Annotated in this window: 18 protein-coding genes and 2 tRNA genes; 17 read left to right on the top strand and 3 right to left on the bottom strand. The window is 70.4% G+C overall.

The genetic code is table 11. The annotated features are described in order from the left end of the window. Window positions 1-198: 198 nt before the first annotated feature. The 5 genes from proB (at window position 199) to ACZ69Q_RS29240 (ending at window position 5,455) form a co-directional block, all read left to right on the top strand. Window positions 199-1,305: a glutamate 5-kinase gene (gene proB, locus ACZ69Q_RS29260; protein WP_471047562.1), complete on the top strand. Its 1,107-nt coding sequence runs from the start codon at window positions 199-201 to the stop codon at window positions 1,303-1,305. A gap of 337 nt (window positions 1,306-1,642) precedes the next feature. Further along, window positions 1,643-2,107, top strand: a complete 465-nt coding sequence (locus tag ACZ69Q_RS29255) for a hypothetical protein (RefSeq protein WP_107906579.1) — start codon at window positions 1,643-1,645, stop codon at window positions 2,105-2,107. Window positions 2,108-2,181: 74 nt separating this feature from the next. Continuing rightward, window positions 2,182-3,468, top strand: coding sequence for a glutamate-5-semialdehyde dehydrogenase (locus ACZ69Q_RS29250; protein ID WP_471047174.1), 1,287 nt, complete (start codon window positions 2,182-2,184; stop codon window positions 3,466-3,468). A 185-nt stretch (window positions 3,469-3,653) separates the two neighbouring features. After that, on the top strand, window positions 3,654-4,232 hold the full coding sequence (locus ACZ69Q_RS29245; protein WP_471047172.1) for an SCO2584 family spore wall biosynthesis protein: 579 nt from the start codon (window positions 3,654-3,656) through the stop codon (window positions 4,230-4,232). 122 nt (window positions 4,233-4,354) lie between these two features. Beyond that, window positions 4,355-5,455, top strand: a complete 1,101-nt coding sequence (locus ACZ69Q_RS29240; RefSeq protein WP_471047170.1) for an SCO2583 family membrane protein — start codon at window positions 4,355-4,357, stop codon at window positions 5,453-5,455. Window positions 5,456-5,483: 28 nt separating this feature from the next. Here the strand turns inward: ACZ69Q_RS29240 and ACZ69Q_RS29235 are convergent, their stop codons facing one another. Next, window positions 5,484-6,629 carry a M48 family metallopeptidase gene (locus ACZ69Q_RS29235; protein WP_471047168.1) on the bottom strand — a complete coding sequence of 382 codons (1,146 nt, stop codon included), beginning with the start codon at window positions 6,627-6,629 and terminating at the stop codon, window positions 5,484-5,486. A gap of 138 nt (window positions 6,630-6,767) precedes the next feature. Here ACZ69Q_RS29235 and ACZ69Q_RS29230 point away from each other — a divergent pair, with 138 nt between their 5' ends. The 9 genes from ACZ69Q_RS29230 to ACZ69Q_RS29190 all read left to right on the top strand — a co-directional run bounded on the left by ACZ69Q_RS29230 (window position 6,768) and on the right by ACZ69Q_RS29190 (window position 11,978). Beyond that, window positions 6,768-6,929, top strand: coding sequence for a hypothetical protein (locus ACZ69Q_RS29230; RefSeq protein ID WP_093745985.1), 162 nt, complete (start codon window positions 6,768-6,770; stop codon window positions 6,927-6,929). Window positions 6,930-7,060: 131 nt separating this feature from the next. Beyond that, complete coding sequence (locus ACZ69Q_RS29225; protein WP_471047166.1) at window positions 7,061-7,225, top strand: hypothetical protein; 165 nt, start codon at window positions 7,061-7,063, stop codon at window positions 7,223-7,225. Between the two features lie 77 nt (window positions 7,226-7,302). Further along, a complete protein-coding gene (gene nadD / locus ACZ69Q_RS29220) occupies window positions 7,303-7,941 on the top strand; it encodes a nicotinate-nucleotide adenylyltransferase (protein WP_471047164.1) in 639 nt (212 codons plus the stop codon). A 25-nt stretch (window positions 7,942-7,966) separates the two neighbouring features. Then, entirely contained in the window at window positions 7,967-9,694 is a 1,728-nt protein-coding gene (locus tag ACZ69Q_RS29215; protein ID WP_471047162.1) for an LCP family protein, read from the top strand. Between the two features lie 124 nt (window positions 9,695-9,818). Beyond that, window positions 9,819-10,265, top strand: coding sequence for a ribosome silencing factor (gene rsfS / locus ACZ69Q_RS29210; RefSeq protein WP_471047160.1), 447 nt, complete (start codon window positions 9,819-9,821; stop codon window positions 10,263-10,265). Further along, complete coding sequence (locus tag ACZ69Q_RS29205) at window positions 10,262-10,933, top strand: histidine phosphatase family protein (RefSeq protein ID WP_471047158.1); 672 nt, start codon at window positions 10,262-10,264, stop codon at window positions 10,931-10,933. The genes rsfS and ACZ69Q_RS29205 overlap by 4 nt, the downstream gene beginning before the upstream one ends. Before the next feature lie 104 nt (window positions 10,934-11,037). Next, window positions 11,038-11,110: transfer RNA gene (locus tag ACZ69Q_RS29200), tRNA-Ala, on the top strand. Between the two features lie 440 nt (window positions 11,111-11,550). Further along, a complete protein-coding gene (locus ACZ69Q_RS29195; protein WP_003976229.1) occupies window positions 11,551-11,784 on the top strand; it encodes a hypothetical protein in 234 nt (77 codons plus the stop codon). 121 nt (window positions 11,785-11,905) lie between these two features. Beyond that, window positions 11,906-11,978: transfer RNA gene (locus ACZ69Q_RS29190), tRNA-Ala, on the top strand. 106 nt (window positions 11,979-12,084) lie between these two features. On the opposite strand, the gene ACZ69Q_RS29185 is transcribed toward ACZ69Q_RS29190, so the two are convergent. After that, entirely contained in the window at window positions 12,085-13,698 is a 1,614-nt protein-coding gene (locus tag ACZ69Q_RS29185; RefSeq protein ID WP_471047156.1) for an NADH-ubiquinone oxidoreductase-F iron-sulfur binding region domain-containing protein, read from the bottom strand. Further along, window positions 13,695-15,071, bottom strand: coding sequence for a cytochrome b/b6 domain-containing protein (locus ACZ69Q_RS29180; RefSeq protein ID WP_471047155.1), 1,377 nt, complete (start codon window positions 15,069-15,071; stop codon window positions 13,695-13,697). The genes ACZ69Q_RS29185 and ACZ69Q_RS29180 overlap by 4 nt, the downstream gene beginning before the upstream one ends. Window positions 15,072-15,542: 471 nt before the next feature. On the opposite strand from ACZ69Q_RS29180, the gene leuS reads away from it, so the two are divergent. The 3 genes from leuS (at window position 15,543) to ACZ69Q_RS29165 (ending at window position 20,605) form a co-directional block, all read left to right on the top strand. Continuing rightward, entirely contained in the window at window positions 15,543-18,410 is a 2,868-nt protein-coding gene (leuS, locus tag ACZ69Q_RS29175) for a leucine--tRNA ligase (RefSeq protein ID WP_471047154.1), read from the top strand. 368 nt (window positions 18,411-18,778) lie between these two features. Then, complete coding sequence (locus ACZ69Q_RS29170) at window positions 18,779-19,666, top strand: hypothetical protein (protein WP_471047153.1); 888 nt, start codon at window positions 18,779-18,781, stop codon at window positions 19,664-19,666. Window positions 19,667-19,759: 93 nt separating this feature from the next. Beyond that, window positions 19,760-20,605, top strand: a complete 846-nt coding sequence (locus ACZ69Q_RS29165; RefSeq protein ID WP_471047151.1) for a DegV family protein — start codon at window positions 19,760-19,762, stop codon at window positions 20,603-20,605. The last annotated feature ends 141 nt before the right edge of the window (window positions 20,606-20,746 follow it).

Raw genomic sequence — 20,746 nt, 5'->3', positions numbered from 1 at the left:
CGCTCCGGTTAACGCGCGGCAGCGTACAGACGACACGCACATGTCTTGAAGGCCTTGGGTGGCTGAAAATGGTCACGTTTTGGCTGTCCGGGGGCTGGACCGATGCACGCCGCAGGATCCGCTTCGCGTAGATTTCGGGGCAGGCAACCGGCGTCCGGGCGAGGGGGAAGAGCACAGGTGGCAAGGGCAAGACAGGGTGTGCACGACGCCCGCAGGGTCGTCGTCAAGGTGGGCTCCTCGTCGCTGACCACCGCGTCCGGCGGCCTGGACGCCGACCGCGTCGACGCGCTGGTCGACGTCCTCGCCAAGGGCCGCAGCGGCGGGGAGCGGGAGATCGTCCTGGTCTCCTCCGGCGCCATCGCGGCCGGGCTCGCCCCGCTGGGGCTGCGCCGCCGCCCCAAGGACCTCGCCCGCCAGCAGGCCGCCGCCAGCGTCGGCCAGGGCCTTCTCGTCGCCCGCTACGCCGCCTCCTTCGCGCGCTACGCCGTCCGCGTGGGCCAGGTGCTGCTGACCAGCGACGACATGAGCCGCCGCGCCCACCACCGCAACGCCTCGCGCACCCTCGACAAGCTCCTCGCGATGGGCGCGTTCCCGATCGTCAACGAGAACGACACCGTCGCCACGGACGAGATCCGCTTCGGCGACAACGACCGGCTCGCCGCCCTCGTCGCCCACCTCGTCCGCGCCGACCTGCTGGTGCTGCTGTCCGACGTGGACGGCGTGTACGACGGCGACCCCAGCAGGCCGGGGACCTCGCGGATAGCGGAGGTACGGGGGCCCGAGGACCTCGCGCACGTCGAGATCGGCAGCGCGGGCAAGGCCGGCGTCGGCACCGGCGGCATGGTCACCAAGGTCGAGGCGGCCCGGATCGCGGCCGCCGCCGGCATCCCGGTCGTCCTGACCAGCGCGGTCCACGCCGCCGACGCCCTGTCCGGCGGCGACACCGGCACCTACTTCCACGCCACCGGCAAGCGCTCCGCCGACCGTCTGCTGTGGCTCCAGCACGCCTCCACGCCCCAGGGGTCGCTCACCCTGGACGACGGCGCGGTACGGGCGGTCGTGGAGCGCCGCAAGTCCCTGCTCCCGGCCGGGATCGCCGCCGTCGAGGGCGAGTTCAGCGCGGGCGACCCGGTCGAACTGCGCGACGGCGCCGGACGCGCGGTCGCACGCGGACTCGTCAACTTCGACGCCAAGGAGATCCCCCAACTCCTCGGCCGCTCCACGCGCGAGCTCGCGCGGGAGCTGGGCGCGGAGTACGAGCGGGAGGTCGTGCACCGGGACGACCTGGTGCTCCTCGAGCCCTAGGCAGCCGAAAACAGGGGAACGCCCCCGTTTCAAGCGTCGCCCTGAGGTGGACGTTCCGCGCTGCATTCTCCCGGGGGCAACCCCCGGACCCTCGGCCGAAAACAGGGGGAACGCCCCGTTTCAAACGTCGCCCTGAGGTGGACGTTCCGCGCTGCGTTCTCGCGGGGGCAACCCCCGGACCCCCGGCCGAAAACAGGGGGAACGCCCCGTTTCAAACGTCGCCCTGAGGTGGACGTTCCGCAAAATCGCCCCGCGAGCCCTTGCGGCCTGCTCAACTTTGTCTACGGGACACATTCCGCACGACCACCGGGTCGGTCACTGCGAAAAGGAGGCCGTCGTGAGACGAGTGCGCCCTGGGACGGCGTCCCGCAGTGCCGGTGGGGGCTCGTCCCGTGCGGCCGGTGAGGAGCGTGCCTTGACGAGCGTGGCGGCCGGCGACCGGTACGAGCAGCCCGAGGACCTGCCCCGCCTGTGGCACGTCACTCTCTCGGTCTCCGGCCGGGAGGCTCCGCTGAAGGAGGTGCGGCGCGCTCTCGAACAGCTCGCCCACGACCACCCCTTTCTGCTGACCAGCCGGTACGCGGGCGACCACGCGGAGATCCGCTACTGGGAAGAGGCCCGCGATCTGCACGACGCGGCCGCCGTCGCCCTGCGCCTGTGGGGCGAGCACCGGCAGAGCGCCGGACTGCCGCCCTGGGAGATCGTCGGCCTGGAGGTCATCGACCGCGAGACCTATCACCAGCGCATCGCCGAGGGCTACGGACCGCCGCCGGCGACTCCGGTCGGCGTCCACCCCTATTGAGCGGCCCTGGGCGGCTTGTCTCGCGGTTCGGAATGCGCGGGGGAACGGCCGCGCAACCGCACTACCCTTCTTTCATGACCACGCTCTCACCGTACGACTCCATGTCCCCGGTCAACCGGGCCGCCTACCGCGCCAAGGCCGCTGCCGCCGACCTCGCCCCGCTGCCGCGGGCCGAGAAGGACGACGCGCTGCTCGCCATCGCGGACGCCTTGGAAGTGCGTACGAGTGAGATCGTCGAGGCCAACGCCAAGGACATCGCCAAGGCCCGCGAGGCCGGCACCAGCGAGGCGATCATCGACCGGCTGACGCTGACGCCGGAGCGGGTGCGGGCCATCGCCGCCGATGTGCGCGACGTCGTCGCGCTGCCCGACCCGGTCGGCGAGGTCGTACGCGGCTCGACCCTCCCCAACGGCATCGACCTGCGCCAGGTCCGCGTCCCGCTGGGCGTCGTCGGGATCATCTACGAGGCCCGCCCGAACGTCACCGTGGACGCCGCCGCCCTGTGCCTGAAGTCCGGCAACGCCGTGCTGCTGCGCGGCTCCGCCTCGGCGTACGAGTCGAACACGGCCCTCGTCCGGGTGATCCGGGACGCCGTGGGCGGGGCCGGGCTGCCCGCCGACGCCGTGCAGCTCGTGCCCGGCGAGAGCCGTGAGAGCGTGCGCGAGCTGATGCGGGCGCGCGGCCTGGTCGACGTGCTGATCCCGCGCGGCGGCGCCTCGCTGATCCAGACGGTCGTCTCGGAGTCGATCGTCCCCGTCATCGAGACCGGCACCGGCAACTGCCACGTCTACGTCGACGCCCATGCAGACCTCGACATGGCGATCGAGATCCTGATCAACTCCAAGGCCCAGCGCGTCAGCGTCTGCAACTCCGCCGAGACCCTTCTGGTCCACCAGGACATCGCCCCCGAGTTCCTGCCGCGCGCCCTGGACGCCCTCGCGGAGGCCGGCGTGACCGTGCACGCGGACGAGAGGGTGATGGCGTACGCCAAGGACTCCAAGGCGACCGTCGTCGAGGCCACGGCCGAGGACTGGGAGACCGAGTACCTGTCGTACGACATCGCCGCCGCGGTCGTGGACTCGCTGGACAAGGCCGTCGAGCACATCCGGCTGTGGACGTCCGGCCACACCGAGGCGATCGTCACCACTTCGCAGCAGGCCGCCCGCCGCTTCACCCAACTGGTCGATTCCACGACGGTCGCCGTGAACGCCTCCACCCGCTTCACCGACGGCGGCCAGTTCGGCTTCGGCGCGGAGATCGGCATCTCCACGCAGAAGCTGCACGCCCGCGGCCCGATGGGGCTGCCGGAGCTGACCAGCACCAAGTACATCGTCACCGGTGACGGGCACGTACGGCGCTGAATCAGGCGGTTCTCGGGCCCTCCGGGGCGCATCGGCGGGCCTTGGGGCGCACGGCGCGCGGCCAGGGCATATGCATCCGACACGCGCCCCGGACTGCCTCCGTGCTGCACCAGAGGTGTCTCACTGGGCGGATGAATTTCCATACCGTCTGCCCAAATTGACCCCCCAGGACTACTCTGGATCCCGTGCCGGAGGACGTGGGGGGCACGCCGTTCCCTGACGGCTGGGAGCCCGACGACGACCACGACCGCGGGGTGTCGGACGAAGAGTTCGCCTCCGTGGTCTTCGACGAGGCCTTCGTACAGGCGGCCGCAGTGCACGAGCCGACCGCCGTCGAGCGCCTCCTTGCCGCCGCCCAGGCCAGAGCGGAGGCCTCCGAGGCGGAAGCACGCCGGGCCCACGGCCGGGGCGAGCGGTACGAGGAGGGGTACGGCCCCGACGACCGCCCCGCTTTCCGCCATGATCCCGAGCTGGACGATCTGGACGACACGGACATCCTCGAAGGCCACTACGGCGCCCCGGGGACGTACGGCAAGCAGGTCCGCTGGCACCGTCCCGTCGCCTGGATGCTCGCCCTGGTGATGGGCATCGGCATGGTCGCGCTGGCCTTCACGGCGGTCTATCGCGGCGCCTCCTCGGGCGGCAGCAGGGACCAGGTCCCGCCCCCGGCCTCCACCGGCCTGGAGCAAGGCAGCGGAGCGGCTCCCTCCGCCTCCGCCGAGTACTCGCCACCGGCCGTTCCGGCAACCCCGCGCACGCCCTGACGCGGGGTCGATCGAGGGCCTGAGCGCTACGGAGAGCTGTCGGGCGATCCTGGTGAGAACCTGTCAGAACTTGTCGCGCAGCGGGGCGTTTACCCGAGCTCTCCGCGACCTACCCTGAAGATATGGGAGGGCCTGGAGACCCACCTGAGGGGACACCCGAAGGCGGCCCCGGAGGTGGCGAGGAAGAGTACCGATCCGTCGTCTTCGACGAGTCGTTCGTCCGCGCTGCCCGCCTTCAGGAGTTCTCCGCGCAGGAGCGGATGGCAGACCACGCCCCTGCCGTACGCCGCCGTCCCCCCATGCGCCGGGGGCTGTCCCGGCAGGCTCTCGTCCTCGTCCTGTTGATCGCCGTGGCCTTCGGTACGGCGATCTACATGGGTGTACGGCACCCCTACCAGAGCCCCGCCGAGTCCGGACCGCCCGCCGAGCCCCTGCGGATGACGGTGATCCCGCTCGCCCCCGAGGGCGAGGTGCCCGGAACGGCCGACACCGACCACCTGTACGCGAGCAGCCCCGCGGCCCAGTTCCGGATCGGCGCCGAGGGCATCCCGCTGCCGGCCGCGCGGCGCACCGCGCACTTCTCGGACGGTCAGGTCACGAACGCGCTCAGCATCGCGAAGGACTACATCGTGCGGTCCTCGCTGTACCCGGAGGTGCTGACCGGCGACCAGGTCCGGCCGGTGCGGGTGCTGCTGGACCCCGACCAACTGGACCAGTTCGACCAGAGCTTCGGGCACCCGGCCGCGGACGGCCGGCATGCGCCGACCGGGTGGCTGGTCCGCTTCGACTCCTCGCAGGCGAAGCTGGCCGATCGAGGCATCCGGGTGCAGGGGACGCTCCAGGCCGCCGAGACCGACTCCTCGACGCTTGAGGTCACCGCCGACCACACGTTCGTGTACGCGCTGCGGGCAGTGGCGGACGGGGCCGGTGAGAAGGCGGACGCCGCGGCGAAGGCGGCCGAGGCGTCGCTGTTCACCGTGCGCCGTGAGCTGCACTTCCGCTTCGACCGCGAGGACCTGCGGCTGCACCAGACCCAGCTCGTCGTCTCCTATGTCCAGGCGGGCCCGCTGTCCTGCGCCGAGGACTCCACGAACCGGCTGCATCCGCTGCTCGCGGGCCAGACGGCGAAGGAGGGCGGCCCGGCCGGCACCGACCCGTACGCCACGGGCGGGGCCACGGCACTGTGCGGGTCGCTGGCGACGGGGTCGCAGCCGAAGGTGTGAACTCCGCGCGAGCTTCGAGGGACCGCCGTCAGCGGTCCTTCCCGGTGTCGTCAGCTCCGTCCGGACCGTCCGCCCGGTCGGTGCCGCCGTCCGTGCCGTCGGCGCCGTCCCGCCCCGGCTCGTCCCTCGGCGGCGCGCTCGTGAAGCCGCCGAAGCCCCGTCGCACCCGGCCGCCCAGGTCGCCCGCGCCGCCGGCGATGTCCGTGACCAGCTTCATCAGCGGGTCCTTGGAGGACTTCACGTGGGTGGCGTAGTGGGACGCCGACTCGCGGAAGGAGTCGGTGACCGAGGTGTCCTTGTCCTCGCTGCGCCGCGGGTAGTGGCCGTCCATGATCCGCTGGAAGTCGCGGCTCTCGGCCCACTTCTTCAGCTCGGCCGCGCGGACCGTGGTGAACGGGTGGGAGCGCGGCAGCACGTTCAGGATCTTCAGCACCGAGTCGCGCAGGTCACCGCCCGCCTCGTACTCCTCGGCCTGCTTCAGGAACGCGTCCACGTTCATCTCGTGCAGGTGATTGCCGCCCGCGATCTTCATCAGCCCGCGCATCGAGGCCTTCAGGTCCTGGCCGACCAGCAGGCCCGCCCGGTCCGCGGACAGCTCCGACTTGCGGAACCACTCGCGCAGCGCAGTCACGATCGCCATGATCGCGAGGTTGCCGAGCGGGATCCACGCGACCCGGACGGCGAGGCTGGTCAGGAACAGCAGGATGGTGCGGTACACCGCGTGGCCGGAGAGGGCGTGGCCCACCTCGTGGCCGACGACCGCCCGCATCTCCTCCTCGTCGAGCAGCTCCACCAGACCCGTAGTGACGACGATGATCGGCTCGTCCAGGCCGATGCACATCGCGTTCGGCACCGGGTCCTGGTTGACGTACATCGGCGGGACCTTCTCCAGGTCCAGGATGTAGCAGGCGTCCCGCAGCATGTCGTTGAGGTGCGTGAACTGCTGGTCCGACACCCGCACCGAGTCGGACAGGAACAGCAGCCGGAGGCTGCGCTCGGGCAGCAGCCCGCTGAGCGCCTTGAAGACCGTGTCGAAGCCGCTGAGCTTGCGCAGGGCCACCAGGGCCGAACGGTCCGCGGGGTGTTCGTACGCACGCGAGGAGATCCCCGGGAAACGCCTGCGCTGCCTGCTCGGCACGTTCTCGTGCCCGTTGTGCTCGTGGCCGTCGGACATGTCTTCCCCCATGTGCGAGTGGATGGGTCTCTCTCGGCCCTTTGCGGAGCCTTGTTCCGTCCTTTGCGCCCCCCGAAGCAGAGCCCAGCCTAGGCGGAGTTACCTTGGACGGGCACTACAGCGAAGGAGTTCCGCGTCATGGAGCACAACCCCTCGGCCGCCTGGCTCACCGAGGCCGCGAGGGCGGCCGAGCAGCAGGGAGCGGGGAATCTGCTCCGGGTGGTACTGATCGTGATGGTCGTGGGCTGTGTGCTGACCGCGTGGTTCCTGTTGCGGGGCTACAGGCAGAAGGACGACTGAACCGCCGCGAAGGTTGCCCGTCGGTCCGTCCGGCGCGCCCCAACGGTGGAGTCGGCGTGTTCGCCGTCACGGCGCCCGCTTACGATGGGCCGACATCTCTATCCCGCCCACACCGATAGGTCACGCCGAAGATGAGCCTCCACAGCGCCGCTGCCCAGTTGGTCACCCTCGCCGCCGAGGGCGAGGAGCACAGCGGCAACCACAGCAGCATCAGCCCGCTGGCCACCGGCGGCGGCGCGTTCCTCATTCTCCTGCTGCTGCTGTGGATCACCACCCGCTTCAACCGCGACCGCTGAGTCCCGGCCAGGCCCCCCGCTCCGCCCGCGCGACTGCCGGCCGGAGCCCTCAGGCGGGGCCGGTAGGGTCTGCACGCATGGGAGAGCAGGACATGCCTACCGGCCCCGGAAACGGCCCGTCGAACCCCGGCAAGCGCCGTCTCGGCGTCATGGGCGGAACCTTCGACCCGATCCACCACGGGCACCTGGTCGCGGCCAGCGAGGTCGCCGCGCAGTTCCACCTGGACGAGGTCATGTTCGTGCCGACCGGCCAGCCGTGGCAGAAGAGCCACCGGCACGTCTCCCCGGCCGAGGACCGCTATCTGATGACGGTCATCGCCACCGCCGAGAACCCGCAGTTCTCCGTAAGCCGCATCGACATCGACCGCGGCGGTCCGACGTACACGGTGGACACCCTGCGCGATCTGCGCGCGCTCAATCCGGACACGGACCTCTTCTTCATCACCGGCGCCGACGCCCTCGGCCAGATCCTGACCTGGCGCGACTCGGAGGAGCTGTTCTCCCTCGCGCACTTCGTCGGGGTCACCCGGCCCGGCCACGACCTGGACGACGCGGGTCTCCCGGAGGGCGGCGTGTCGCTGGTCGAGGTTCCCGCGCTGGCCATCTCGTCCACCGATTGCCGCGCGAGAGTCGCGAAGGGAGATCCCATCTGGTATCTGGTGCCGGACGGAGTCGTGCGCTACATCGACAAACGTGAGCTGTACCGCGGCGAGTGAGGCAGTGAGCCGAGAGGGGCTACCGGTGAACGACCGATACGACGCGGGGGCCGCAGGACACGGCGCCGACCAGTACGAACTGGTCGGCTACGACGAGTACGGGCGGCCGGTGTACCGACAGGTCCCGCCGCAGCAGCAGACCCAGCAGCCGTACGACGGCTACACACAGCAGGGCTACGGATACGACCCGTACGCCACGGGCGGGCAGCAGCCGGCCCAGCCGTACGACCCCTACGGCGGCGGTGACACCGGCCGGCAGCCGGCCACGCCGCCCTACGACCCGTACGGCACCGGCACGCACCAGCAGCACACCGGAACGCATCAGCAGCAGTACACCGGCGGGCACTCGGCGCCGTACGACCCCTACGGCCGTACCGCCACCAGCGGTCAGCAGCCCCGGGTCGCCGAGCAGACCGCCTACATCCCGCACCAGGCCGGGCCGGTCGAGGAGCCGGTGACCCAGGAGCGGGGCGAGAGGGACTACCGCACCGAGCAGTTCGCCTTCGTCGAGGAGCCCGACCAGGACTCCGAGGACGTCATCGACTGGCTGAAGTTCACCGAGAACCGCACCGAGCGCCGCGAGGAGGCCAAGCGGCGGGCACGCGCGCGTGTGGTCGCCCTCGTGGTCGTCCTGGCGCTCGCCGCGGCCGGCGGCGTCGGCTACCTCTGGTACGCCGGGAAGCTGCCCGGCCTCACGTCGTCGGACGACAAGAAGGACACCGCGACGCCCGTGGGCGCCCAGAAGCGCGACGTGATCGTCGTCCACCTGCACAACACCAAGAAGGGCGGCACCACCACGGCGCTGCTCGTCGACAACACCACCACCAAGCAGGGCACGACCGTTCTGCTGCCCAACTCCCTCGCGCTCTCCGGCGACGACGGCACCACGACCACGCTGGCCAAGTCGGTCGACGACGACGGCTCCTCCGGCACCCGCGACGAGATCGACACCGTCCTCGGCACCGAGATCCAGGGCACCTGGCGGCTGGACACCCCCTACCTGCAGAACCTCGTCGACCTGATCGGCAACATCGAGGTCGACACCAACGCGAACGTCCCCGACCCGGACGCCAAGTCCAAGGGCACCGCGCCCCTGGTGCGCAAGGGCAAGGCCCAGACCCTCAGCGGCAAGTCGGCCGTCGCCTACGCCACCTACCAGGGCTCGGGCGAGGCGCAGAACGCCCAGCTCGAGCGGTTCGGGCAGGTCATGCAGGCGGTGCTGCGCAAGCTGACCTCGGACGCGCAGGGTGCGACCACCACCGTGCAGACGCTGGGCATGATCATCGAGCCGCCGCTGACCGACAAGGACCTCGGCGCCTTCCTCGCCAGACTCGCCGACCTCGCCAAGGGCGGCGACTACAAGACCGCCATGCTGCCGGTCCGGACCGACGGCTCGCTGAGCGCCCAGGCGAGCGCCGGCGTGGTCAAGGACGTCCTCGGCGGCACCGCGAAGAGCCCCGACAAGGACGCCGCGATCCGGGTGTCCGTGCGCAATGCCAGCGGCGTCAAGGACAACACCGGCAAGGCCCGCGTGGTGCTGCTGAACGGCGGCTTCACGTTCCTGGAGGGCGGCAACGTGTCCACCGAGGCCACGTCGAAGGTCGTCTACGCCGACGCCGCCGACAAGGACAACGCCACCGAGGTCGCCAAGACCCTGGGCCTGTCCGCCGACGCGGTCGCCAAGGGGGACGTGTCCGCGAACGCCGACGTCTCGGTGCTCCTGGGCCAGGACTACGAACCGTCGTCCTCGTAGCGGCAGCCGGCACATCACCGCAGGCCACCCCACGTGAAGTGATAATCACGTGGGGTGCTGTCACTGGTCCGTGAGACCCTTGATGTCGAGTGAAGTCAAGTGTCCGCCGATCGAAAGCCTTGTAGTGACCGCTACCGACCGTTCCCTCGAGCTCGTCAACACCGCCGCCCAGGCCGCAGCCGACAAGCTCGCGCACGACATCATCGCCTACGACGTCAGCGACGTCCTGTCGATCACGGACGCCTTCCTGCTGGCCTCCGCGCCCAACGACCGCCAGGTCAAGTCGATCGTCGACGAGATCGAGGAGCGGCTGAGCAAGGAGCTCGGCGCCAAGCCGGTGCGCCGCGAGGGCGACCGCGAGGCCCGCTGGGTGCTGCTCGACTACGTCGACATCGTCGTCCACGTCCAGCACAGCGAGGAGCGCGTCTTCTACGCCCTGGAGCGACTGTGGAAGGACTGCCCCGAGCTCGAGCTGCCCGAGGACGCCAAGGCCACCCGCGGCAAGGCCGCCGAGCATGCCAAGCTCCAGGCCGCCGAGGAGGCCGCCGAGCTCGGCGGTGAGTGGCGATGAGTGCCACCGGCGAGGTGTCCGCGGGCAAGCCCGGCCGCGGCCGCCGCGTCATCCTGTGGCGGCACGGCCAGACCTCCTGGAACGTGGAGCGCCGCTTCCAGGGCACCACGGACGTCCCTCTCACCGAGGCGGGCATCTCCCAGGCCCGCCGTGCCGCCCGGCTGCTCGCGGGCCTCAAACCCGACGCGATCATCGCCTCCGACCTCCAGCGCGCCGCGAACACGGCCGCCGAGCTGGCCGGGCTCACCGGCCTGGAGGTGACGCACGACGAGGGCCTGCGCGAGACCTACGCGGGCGTCTGGCAGGGCCTGACGCACGAGGAGATCATCGCCCGGTACGGCGAGGAGTACTCCGCGTGGAAGCGCGGTGAGCCGGTGCGCCGCGGCGGTGGCGAACTGGAGACCGAGGTCGCCGAACGCGCCGCGCCCGTGGTGCTTCGGCACACCGACAAGCTCCCCGACGACGGCACGCTCGTGGTGGTCAGCCACGGCGGCACCATCCGTACGACCATCGGCCGCCTCCTCGGCCTCCAGGCCCGGCACTGGGAGAGCCTCGGCGGCCTCTCCAACTGCTGCTGGTCCGTCCTCGGCGAGGGCGCGCGCGGCTGGCGCCTGCTGGAGCACAACGCCGGCACCCTGCCGGAGCCGGTGCTCGGCGACGACGACTGACGTGCGGGTCCCGGCCGGGACGACCCGGGACCCGGATTTCACTTTCTGGCAGGTCGCAGGCTAAAGTTCTTCTTGTTCGCGCCGCTGAGCGGGGCGGAACGCAAGGGGCTATAGCTCAGTTGGTAGAGCGCCTGCATGGCATGCAGGAGGTCAGGAGTTCAATTCTCCTTAGCTCCACAGTCAGACAACAAGATCCCGTCGATCGCTCAGATCGGCGGGATCTTCTGGTATCCGAACTGTTCGGGTCCGGCTTGAGTCACTTGGGCCTCGCAGGCGTATACCTCTCAGGAGAGGCGCGTTGGGGTGCGTGTTCGCATCGTCCGCACGGCCACGGAGGCTGCCGTGTCCGGACTGGTACTGAGGCGTCGCTGACCGTATTGGTCCGGCCGTGGCAGAATCAAACGGCCGGAGGGGGCGCGGCCCGACGGGAGGGAGTAGCGATGCCTGCGAGCATCCTCGGAGAGGTCGGTCACCTCTCCGAAGCAGCATTGACACGGGATACGATCACCCGCCTCTCCTGCCCTTCCTGCGGCTCCGTCCATGTCGCCCAGCTTCTCGGTGACAACGGCGGAGTTTCCTACGTGTGCACGGCCTGCGGCCACATCTGGAGCTGATCGATGGGTGCACACAGGCGTAAGTGCGACTGGTGCGGCAGCGGCACGCCGATCGTCCGTGACATGGAACCGGTGAACCCCGACTACCAGTACTGGTGCGAGGAATGCGCGCGGGCGCTGATCATAAAAGGCGACCCGATCGAGACGTACCGTGAACTCGAGGGCGAGCCGATCTATGGCCGCCTGCTCGAAGAACACTGCACGCTCAAGCGCTTCTATTCCTTCGTCACGGCATGATCCTCGGGTCGTAAATTCCGACATTTAGGGTCGTACTGCCCTCGAAGGCAAACGATTTGGTGCTGCACCCGGTCGACCGGTAATGTTGGCGTCGCCGCCAGGGAGACCGGGCGGAACGCAAGGGGCTATAGCTCAGTTGGTAGAGCGCCTGCATGGCATGCAGGAGGTCAGGAGTTCAATTCTCCTTAGCTCCACAGTGAGACAAGAAGATCCCGTCGGATGGAATCCATCCGGCGGGATCTTCTTCGTGTGCGAACACCGCTGGTTCCAGGGGCCGTCCCGGTGGGACGGCCCCGACTCTCAGCGGCCCAGGGCGCGCCTGCCGCGGCCCTGGGAGAGGACCGGCAGGTTGTTGCGGGAGGTGTCCTGCCCGCGGGTGTCCTCCTCGATGCGCAGGGCGAGGGCGGGGCAACGGCGCACCGCGCGCAGGGCCTTGGCCTCGGCGTAGCGCGGGACCATCGCCTGGGCGACGGTCGGGAAGCCGTCGGCGCCGAGCTGGAACACCTCCGGGAGGATGTCCGCGCACAGGCCGTGGCCGCGGCACAGCGTCCAGTCGACGTAGATCTTCTGGCGGCTGGGGCCGTTCTCCTCCTCCTCGGCGCCGCCCGGGATGCCGGTGGGTGCCCTGCCGCCCTCGAAGAGCGGCAGAACGCCCTCCACGGGCCGTCCGCAGCCATTGCCGAGGACGTGGGCCGCGAGGTCGTCGGTGAACGCCTTGATGGTCGACTCCAGGAACATCGCGGAGCCGTCCGGGTGCGAGCACGCGCCGCGCCGCTTCACGTTCTTGGCGACCTGCTTGAGCGCCTCCAGGGCGGCCGGGCCGCCGCCGTTGAGGATGTCCTCCAGGCCGCGCGCGGCGGCCGGCAGGCCGAGGTAGCAGGGGCCGCACTGGCCCGCGCTCTCCTCGGCCAGCCACTGCGCCACCCGCAGCGACTCGCCCAGTGGGCAGGTCTCCTGAGTGATCGGCAGGATCGCGCCGGCGCCCAGCGAACCGCCCACCGCGTCCAGGGAGTTGCGTGAGACGACCGCCTCGTTGACCGTCGCCGCGTCGATCCACTTGCCGTGGTAGCCGCCGGTCAGCACGCCCTGCGGCACCGGCGGGGCGCCGGCGAGCTGCAGGACGTAGCGCAGCGGCACGCCCGTGGGCACCTCGATGACCATCGGGCGGGCGACCGCGCCGGAGACCGTGAGCATCACGGTGCCCGGCTCGTCGTACAGGCCGGTGTTGCCGTAGCGCTCCGGGCCGATGCGGGCGGCGATGGCGAGCTGGGCGAACGTCTCGGCGTTGGACAGCAGGGTGGGGGCGCCGCCGACGCCGTTCTGCGAGGCGCTGACCTTGCGGCCGGCCGGGATCGCCGGGCCGCCGTCGATCGAGCGGATCAGGGAGGCGGCGGCGCCGGTGACCATGCGCACCGGATTGCGCTGCACGAACGCGCGTAGCGCCGAGCGGCGGGTGTTGCTCAGGCCGCGCTCGGCGAGGGCGGCCTCCATGGAGCGCTGGGTCGATTCCCGGGTGACCCCCACCACGAGCGTGCGGGCACCCAGGGCCTCGGCGCACAGCAGCGCGCCGTCCAGGATGAGATGCGGGGCACGGTTGATCATCACCGTGTCCTTGCGGCAGGCCGGTTCGTCCTCACTGCCGTTGACCACGACGACCGGCCGTACGCCGCGCTTGATCGCGGCCTCGGCGACCGAGCGCAGCTTCTTGTGGAAGGGGAAGCCCGCGCCGCCGCGGCCCTTCAGGTTGATGTTCTCGGCGAGCTTGGCGAGTTGCTCGCCGCCCATCGGTTCGAGCGGCCCGTGCACTTTCAGGTGCATGGGCAGATCGAGTCTCTCGACAAGGTCGAAGCCCGACGTGAGCTGGGGAAGCCCGACCACGCGGACTTCGGGTACGTCGGGCAGGGCCTCGTTCACTTAAACCCTCCGGAAGGCGTGTTCCAAGGTTCGCCCGAACCCGGTGCGTCGAAGTCGTAGGAGGCACCGGGGAATGTTTCAGTGGCGGGACCGCTGTTGTTGTACGTGTCGTTCTGGTTGTACGTACCGAAGGCGGCGTTTGTCTCAGCGGTGTCGTACACATCACTCGAGCCGTAGCCGGCCGCGTTGGCGCCGTAGCCCGACGTGTTCGAACCGTAGGTCGTGTTGCCGGAATTGTCGTAGACCGGGATGTTGTATCCCGTGTCGTTGAGCGGGTCGTAGGAGGACGGGGGTGCCTCGCCGACCGGGGGTGGGGAGGGGATGGGCCAGTTGCCGGTGCCGCTCATGCTGCCGTCGACGCGCGGGATCGCCTCCGTCGGCTGCATGTCCAGGGGCATGTCCATGCGTGAGGTCTGGTCGGCGTACGGCTGCTGTTGCTGCCCGCGGGAGCGGGGGTTGACGGCGCGGTAGGCGGCGGCGAAACCGCCCGTGGTCTCCGCGGCCGAGGGGGCCTGCGAGGGCATGCCGGGCAGCGGGCCGGTGCGCTCGTCGCGGGAGGGGCGCTCGTCGCGCGAACCCCGCCCCGGACGCCGGCTCTCGTAGCCCGGCAGGGAGGAACCGGACGCCGCCCGGGTGCGGCTCTCCTCCAGGTCCTCGCGTGGCCCGGGCTCGTTGCCGATGATCTGGGCGAGGCGGTCGGCGACCTTGCGCTTGACCGGGCGCGGGGCGGCGCGCAGGGCGAGGGCCGCGGCGACGGCGACGACGCAGAGTTCGTAGCTGACCATGAAGAACGTCTTCGCCGGGCGGCCGGCGAACAGGCCGTGGATCAGGGCCGAGCACCAGGCCGGGTAGGCCAGCATGTGCATCGCGCGCCAGCGGGCGGCGACCGGCGCCGGGGAGGCGAACTGGTTGCGCAGGGCGCCGGTGATGCCCACGAAGATCATGAGCAGGGCGGCCAGGGAGCCCAGGCCGATGAGGAACGCGCTGCCCGGGATCTCGCTGCCGCCGGCGAACACCAGGCTGAAGGGGATCAGTGCGGCGATCGGGCTGGCGTGGTCCAGGGCCAGCTTGACGCCGATGTGCACCAGGAGGAAGGCGATCGAGCCCACGGCGGTCACCCGGTGGATGCCCTGCGCGATGATCCGCTGGCGGGTGTTGAGGATCATCCGGTCCTGGGCGACGAGGCCCCAGATCACCGAGCAGGTGAGGCAGACGAGCGACAGGACGCCGGCACCGAAGTTGAGGAACTCCTGGAGCCAGGCGCCGCCGAGCAGCACGACCAGGGGTATGAGAAGCAGTACAGCAGCGGTCGCCACCCCGTAGGCCGACCGGCCCGGCCTGGGGAGCGAACTGTTACTACGACGAGGGTTCATGGGGGCAACTCCGAGCGGTTCGGGAAGGCGGTCCCGCTGCCGCACTCTAAGTGGCTCCATACCGGGGGGTACGGCGTTTGAGTTATTGCGTTGTTATCTACGGGCTGTGTGGGACTCGCGGTGTCCCTTAGTGACTGTTACGCCAGGTAACAATTGAACGTTGTTCAGCTTTTCCATGTCTTCACAACTCACAGGTACGGAGCGGGGGGCACGGTTGTTCATGTGTGAGGCCTCTCATGAGTGCTGTCACGCGCCCCCTGAGAAGCCCGTCGCGACCCGCTACGGCGCTGCGGTACCCTGACGCCATGCGTGCCGTACGCCTTCTGCTTAGCGAGCCGCGCTGATCAATCCCGACCACCGGGCGAAACGGATGGTCGGCATCGGCGCGGCGTCCCCTCCTGTGCGAGGGGATTTTTCGTTTTTCGGGAATCGCAGCCGCCGGCAGAGACGATCGATGGAGCTTTGAGGATCATGAGCGAGACGAACCCCGCTGCCGCCGAGGTGGCCGCGCCGCACCGCTACACGGCGGCCGTGGCCGCCGAGATCGAGGCACGCTGGCAGGACTTCTGGGACGCCGAGGGCACGTACGCGGCGCCGAACCCCAAGGGTGATCTGGCGGGCGATCCCGGGCTGGTCGCCAAGCCGAAGAAGTTCATCATGGACATGTTCCCGTACCCCTCCGGTGCGGGTCTGCACGTCGGCCACCCGCTGGGCTACATCGCCACCGACGTCTTCGCGCGCTTCCAGCGCATGACCGGCCACAACGTCCTGCACACCCTGGGCTTCGACGCCTTCGGCCTGCCCGCCGAGCAGTACGCCGTGCAGACCGGCACGCACCCGCGCGTGTCCACCGAGGCCAACATCGAGAACATGAAGGTCCAGCTCCGCCGGCTGGGCCTGGGTCACGACAAGCGCCGGTCGTTCGCCACGATCGACCCGGACTACTACAAGTGGACCCAGTGGATCTTCCTGCAGATCTTCAATTCCTGGTACGACGAGGAGGCGAAGAAGGCCCGGCCGATCGCCGAGCTGGTCGCGCAGTTCGAGTCCGGTGAGCGGGCCGTTCCCGGTGGGCGCTCCTGGGACGCGCTGACCGCCGGCGAGCGCGCCGACATCCTGGGCGAGTACCGCCTGGCGTACGCCTCCGACGCGCCGGTCAACTGGTGCCCCGGCCTGGGCACCGTGCTGGCCAACGAGGAGGTCACCGCCGAGGGCCGCTCCGAGCGCGGCAACTTCCCGGTCTTCAAGGCCAAGCTGCGGCAGTGGAACATGCGGATCACCGCGTACGCCGACCGGCTGCTGGACGACCTGAACGAGCTGGACTGGCCCGAGGCCATCAAGCTGCAGCAGCGCAACTGGATCGGCCGCTCCGAGGGCGCCCGCGTCGACTTCCCCGTCGACGGCGAGCGCATCACCGTCTTCACCACGCGCCCCGACACCCTGTTCGGCGCGAGCTACATGGTGCTGGCGCCCGAGCACCCGCTGGTCGACAAGTTCACCCCGGACGCCTGGCCCGAGGGCACGCACGACGTGTGGACCGGCGGCCACGCGACCCCGGCCGAGGCCGTCGCCGCCTACCGCGCGCAGGCCGCCTCCAAGTCCGACGTCGAGCGCCAGGCCGAGGCCAAGGACAAGACCGGCGTCTTCATCGGCTCGTACGCGACCAACCCGGTCAACGGCGAGCAGGTCCCCGTCTTCATCGCCGACTACGTCCTGATGGGCTACGGCACCGGCGCGATCATGGCCGTACCGGCGGGCGACCAGCGTGACTTCGAGTTCGCGCGCGCCTTCGAGCTGCCGATCGTCTGCATCGTCGAGCCGACGGACGGACGCGGCACCGACACCTCCACGTGGGAGAACGCCTTCGGGTCGTACGACGCGAAGATCATCAACTCCACGGCTGAGGGCATCTCCCTGGACGGCCTGGGCGTCGTCGAGGCCAAGGCGCGCATCACCGAATGGCTGGAGCAGTCCGGCGTCGGCGAGGGCACGGTCAACTTCCGGCTGCGCGACTGGCTGTTCAGCCGCCAGCGCTACTGGGGCGAGCCCTTCCCGATCGTCTACGACGAGGACGGCATCGCGCACGCGCTGCCCGAGTCGATGCTGCCGCTGGAGCTGCCCGAGGTCGAGGACTACAGCCCGCGCACCTTCGACCCGGACGACGCCGACACCGAGCCCGAGACGCCGCTGTCGCGCAACGAGGACTGGGTCAACGTCACGCTGGACCTGGGCGACGGCCCGAAGCGGTACCGGCGTGAGACCAACACCATGCCCAACTGGGCCGGTTCGTGCTGGTACGAGCTGCGCTACCTGGACCCGCACAACAGCGAGCAACTGGTCGACCCCGAGATCGAGCAGTACTGGATGGGCCCGCGCGAGGGCCAGCCGCACGGCGGTGTCGACCTGTACGTCGGCGGCGCCGAGCACGCCGTGCTGCACCTGCTGTACGCGCGCTTCTGGTCCAAGGTCCTGTTCGACCTGGGGCACGTCTCCTCCGCGGAGCCGTTCCACAAGCTGTTCAACCAGGGCATGATCCAGGCATACGTCTACCGCGACAGCCGCGGCATCGCGGTGCCGGCCGCCGAGGTGGAGGAGCGCGACGGCGCCTACTACTACCAGGGCGAGAAGGTCTCCCGGCTGCTGGGCAAGATGGGCAAGTCCCTGAAGAACGCCGTCACTCCGGACGAGATCTGCGCCGAGTACGGCGCCGACACGCTGCGTCTGTACGAGATGGCGATGGGCCCGCTGGACGTCTCCCGGCCGTGGGACACGCGCGCGGTGGTCGGCCAGTTCCGGCTGCTGCAGCGGCTGTGGCGCAACGTCGTCGACGAGTCGACCGGTGCCGTGACGGTGGTGGACGCCGAGCCCGACGAGGACACGCTGCGTGCCCTGCACAAGGCGATCGACGGTGTGCGCGGGGACCTGGAGGGCATGCGGTTCAACACCGCGATCGCCAAGGTCACCGAGCTGAACAACCACCTGACCAAGGCGGGCGGCGCCGTGCCGCGCTCGGTCGCCGAGTCGCTGGTGCTGATGGTCGCGCCGCTGGCCCCGCACATCGCCGAGGAGCTGTGGCGCAAGCTGGGTCGCACCGGCTCGGTCGTGCACGAGGACTTCCCCGTCGCCGACCCCGCATACGTGGTCGACGAGACGGTGACGTGCGTCGTGCAGATCAAGGGCAAGGTCAAGGCCCGCCTGGAGGTCTCGCCGGCCATCTCCGAGGAGGACCTGGAGAAGGTCGCGCTGTCCGACGAGAAGGTCGTGGCGGCGCTGGACGGGGCCGGGATCCGGAAGGTGATCGTGCGGGCGCCGAAGCTGGTGAACATCGTTCCGGCGTAGGGCTTCGGGGCTCGGATCGGGCCGGAAGTCTCTGTTCGGCGGCGTGCTCGGGCCGGGCTGTCCAGGCGGCGTGCTCGGATCGGGCCGGAGGTCTCTGTCCGGCGGCGTGCTCGGGCTGGGCCGGCGGTCTCTGTCCGGCGGCGTGCTCGGGCCGGGCCGGAAGTCTCCGTCCGGCGGCGTGCTCGGACTGGGCCGGAAGTCTCCGTCCGGTCGGTGAGCATGCCGCCGGGCGTCATGATCACGACGGACGGCTCGGGGTGATCCCCTACGGGCAGGTTCGGGGTTCTTCTGGAACTCCGGGCCTGCCCGCTGCGTTTACCGTTGAAGAGTGACGTGACATGGGTCGCGGCCGGTCCGAGGAGGAGCTTGTGGAAGCAGTGATCGCAGTCGTGGCCCTGCTCTTCGTGCTCTTCGTCGCACTCGGCGCGTATGCCACGGTGAAGGTGGTCGGCGCCGCCAAGCGCCGCGTGGACGACACGATCACCCACGCCCGGCGCACGGTCGAGGACCACACCCTGCGCGCCAAGTCCTTCGCCCAGCCCGGCGCGGCCGGCGAGCTCGCGCAGTTGCGGCTGAAGCTGCGCACCTCGATGCGCGCCACCCAGGACGCCCTGCACGCGGGCGTGAGCGAGGACGAGTCCCTCAAGGAGTCCCTCGGCCTCTTCGAGCGCCTCAGCGCGCACGGCCACGAACTGGACGCGGAGCTGCGCCGCCTGGAGTCCGAGCCGGACCGTACGACGCTCGCCACGCGGCTGCCCGAGCTGCGCGAGCGCACCGGGCGCGTCGTCGAGGCGGCGGACTCGCTGCGCTGGGCGGCCCGCGACCGGGCCCGCCGGTTCGCCGACGACGACCTGGACACCCTCAGCGCGCAGATCGACGTGGAGACCGGCGCCTTGCGGCACTGGCAGACGACGGAATCCACGGCGACCGGGTCCGCCACGACCGGGTCCGCCACGACAGGGTCCACCGCGACCGGGTCCTCGACGGCCGGATCCTCGACGACGGGATCTTCAGCCACGGGATCTTCGAAGGCGGGATCCGCGGCAGCGGGGCAGGCGCCGGAGCGTCCGTCCTCCCCGCCGCCCCCGTGGCCGGAGGCACCCGACGCCGACGCGGCCGGCACCGCCGAGCAGACCTGGCCGGACAGCCCTCAGCGGCAGCGGGCCGAGGAACCGACGAGGCCCGCCATCAACCCGCCGGGCCCGCGCCAGACATACCCCTGGCAGAAGAAACCCCGTCCCGAGAGCACGACTTGAGCCCCCACGGCCACGCGCCGCTCCGGTCAAGGCTTCACCGGCTGAGCGGGGTCGGGCTGCCGCCCGGGCACTACGCCAGGTAACCTCCAGCTCATGTCCCGCCATGTCGCTATCGTCACCGATTCAACGGCCTACCTGCCGCCCCGGACGATGGAGCGCCACGGCATCACAGCGGTGCCCCTGACCGTGGTCGTCGGCGGCCAGGCACTGGACGAGGGCACCGAGATCTCGACCCGTTCCCTCGCCCAGGCGTTGCAGAAGCGACGCCCCGTCACCACCTCGCGCCCCAGCCTCGAGGTCTTCGCACAGCACTACCGTCAGGTCGCCGAGTCCGGCGCCACCGGCATCGTCTCCCTGCACCTGTCCGCCGAGCTCTCCGGCACCTACGACGCGGCGGTCCTCGCGGCGCGTGAGGCGCCGGTTCCGGTGCGGGTGGTGGACACCGGCATGATCGCCATGGCGCTGGGGTTCTGCGCGCTCGCGGCGGCCGAGGTCGCGGAGACGGGCGGCACGATGGACGAGGCCGTCACAGCCGCCGAGAAACGGGCCGGGGCCACGGCCGCCTACTTCTACGTCGACACCCTCGACTATCTGCGCCGCGGCGGCCGTATCGGCGCCGCGCAGGCCCTGCTGGGCTCCGCGCTCGCTGTGAAGCCGCTGTTGCAGCTTGAGGGCGGCCGGATCGGTCCCCTGGAGAAGGTCCGCACGGCTTCCAAGGCGATCGCCCGCCTGGAGGAGATCGCGGCCGACCGAGCGGGCAGCGCACAGGTCGACATCGCGGTCCACCATCTCGCGGCGCCGGACCGGGCGTCGGCGCTGGCGGATCGTCTGCGGGCGCGGGTGCCGGGGTTGGCCGACCTGCATGTGAGCGAGGTCGGGGCGGTGATCGGGGCGCATACGGGGCCCGGGTTGTTGGGGGTTGTGGTTTCGCCGCGATAGGCGTTGCTGCGATCACGCGCCAACTGGGTGCTTGAGTCACTCGTGCGGGTGGCGGGGTTTTCCACAACTGGGCGGTAATCCCCGGGAATTGAGCAAGATCATCGCGGGTGTGGCGGGGTGTCCGATCCTCGTCGCATGGCA

Source organism: Streptomyces sp. NPDC036764 (assembly GCF_055609385.1).
Note: the sequence above shows the minus strand (reverse complement) of the source record. Positions and strands in the feature narration are given on the sequence as shown.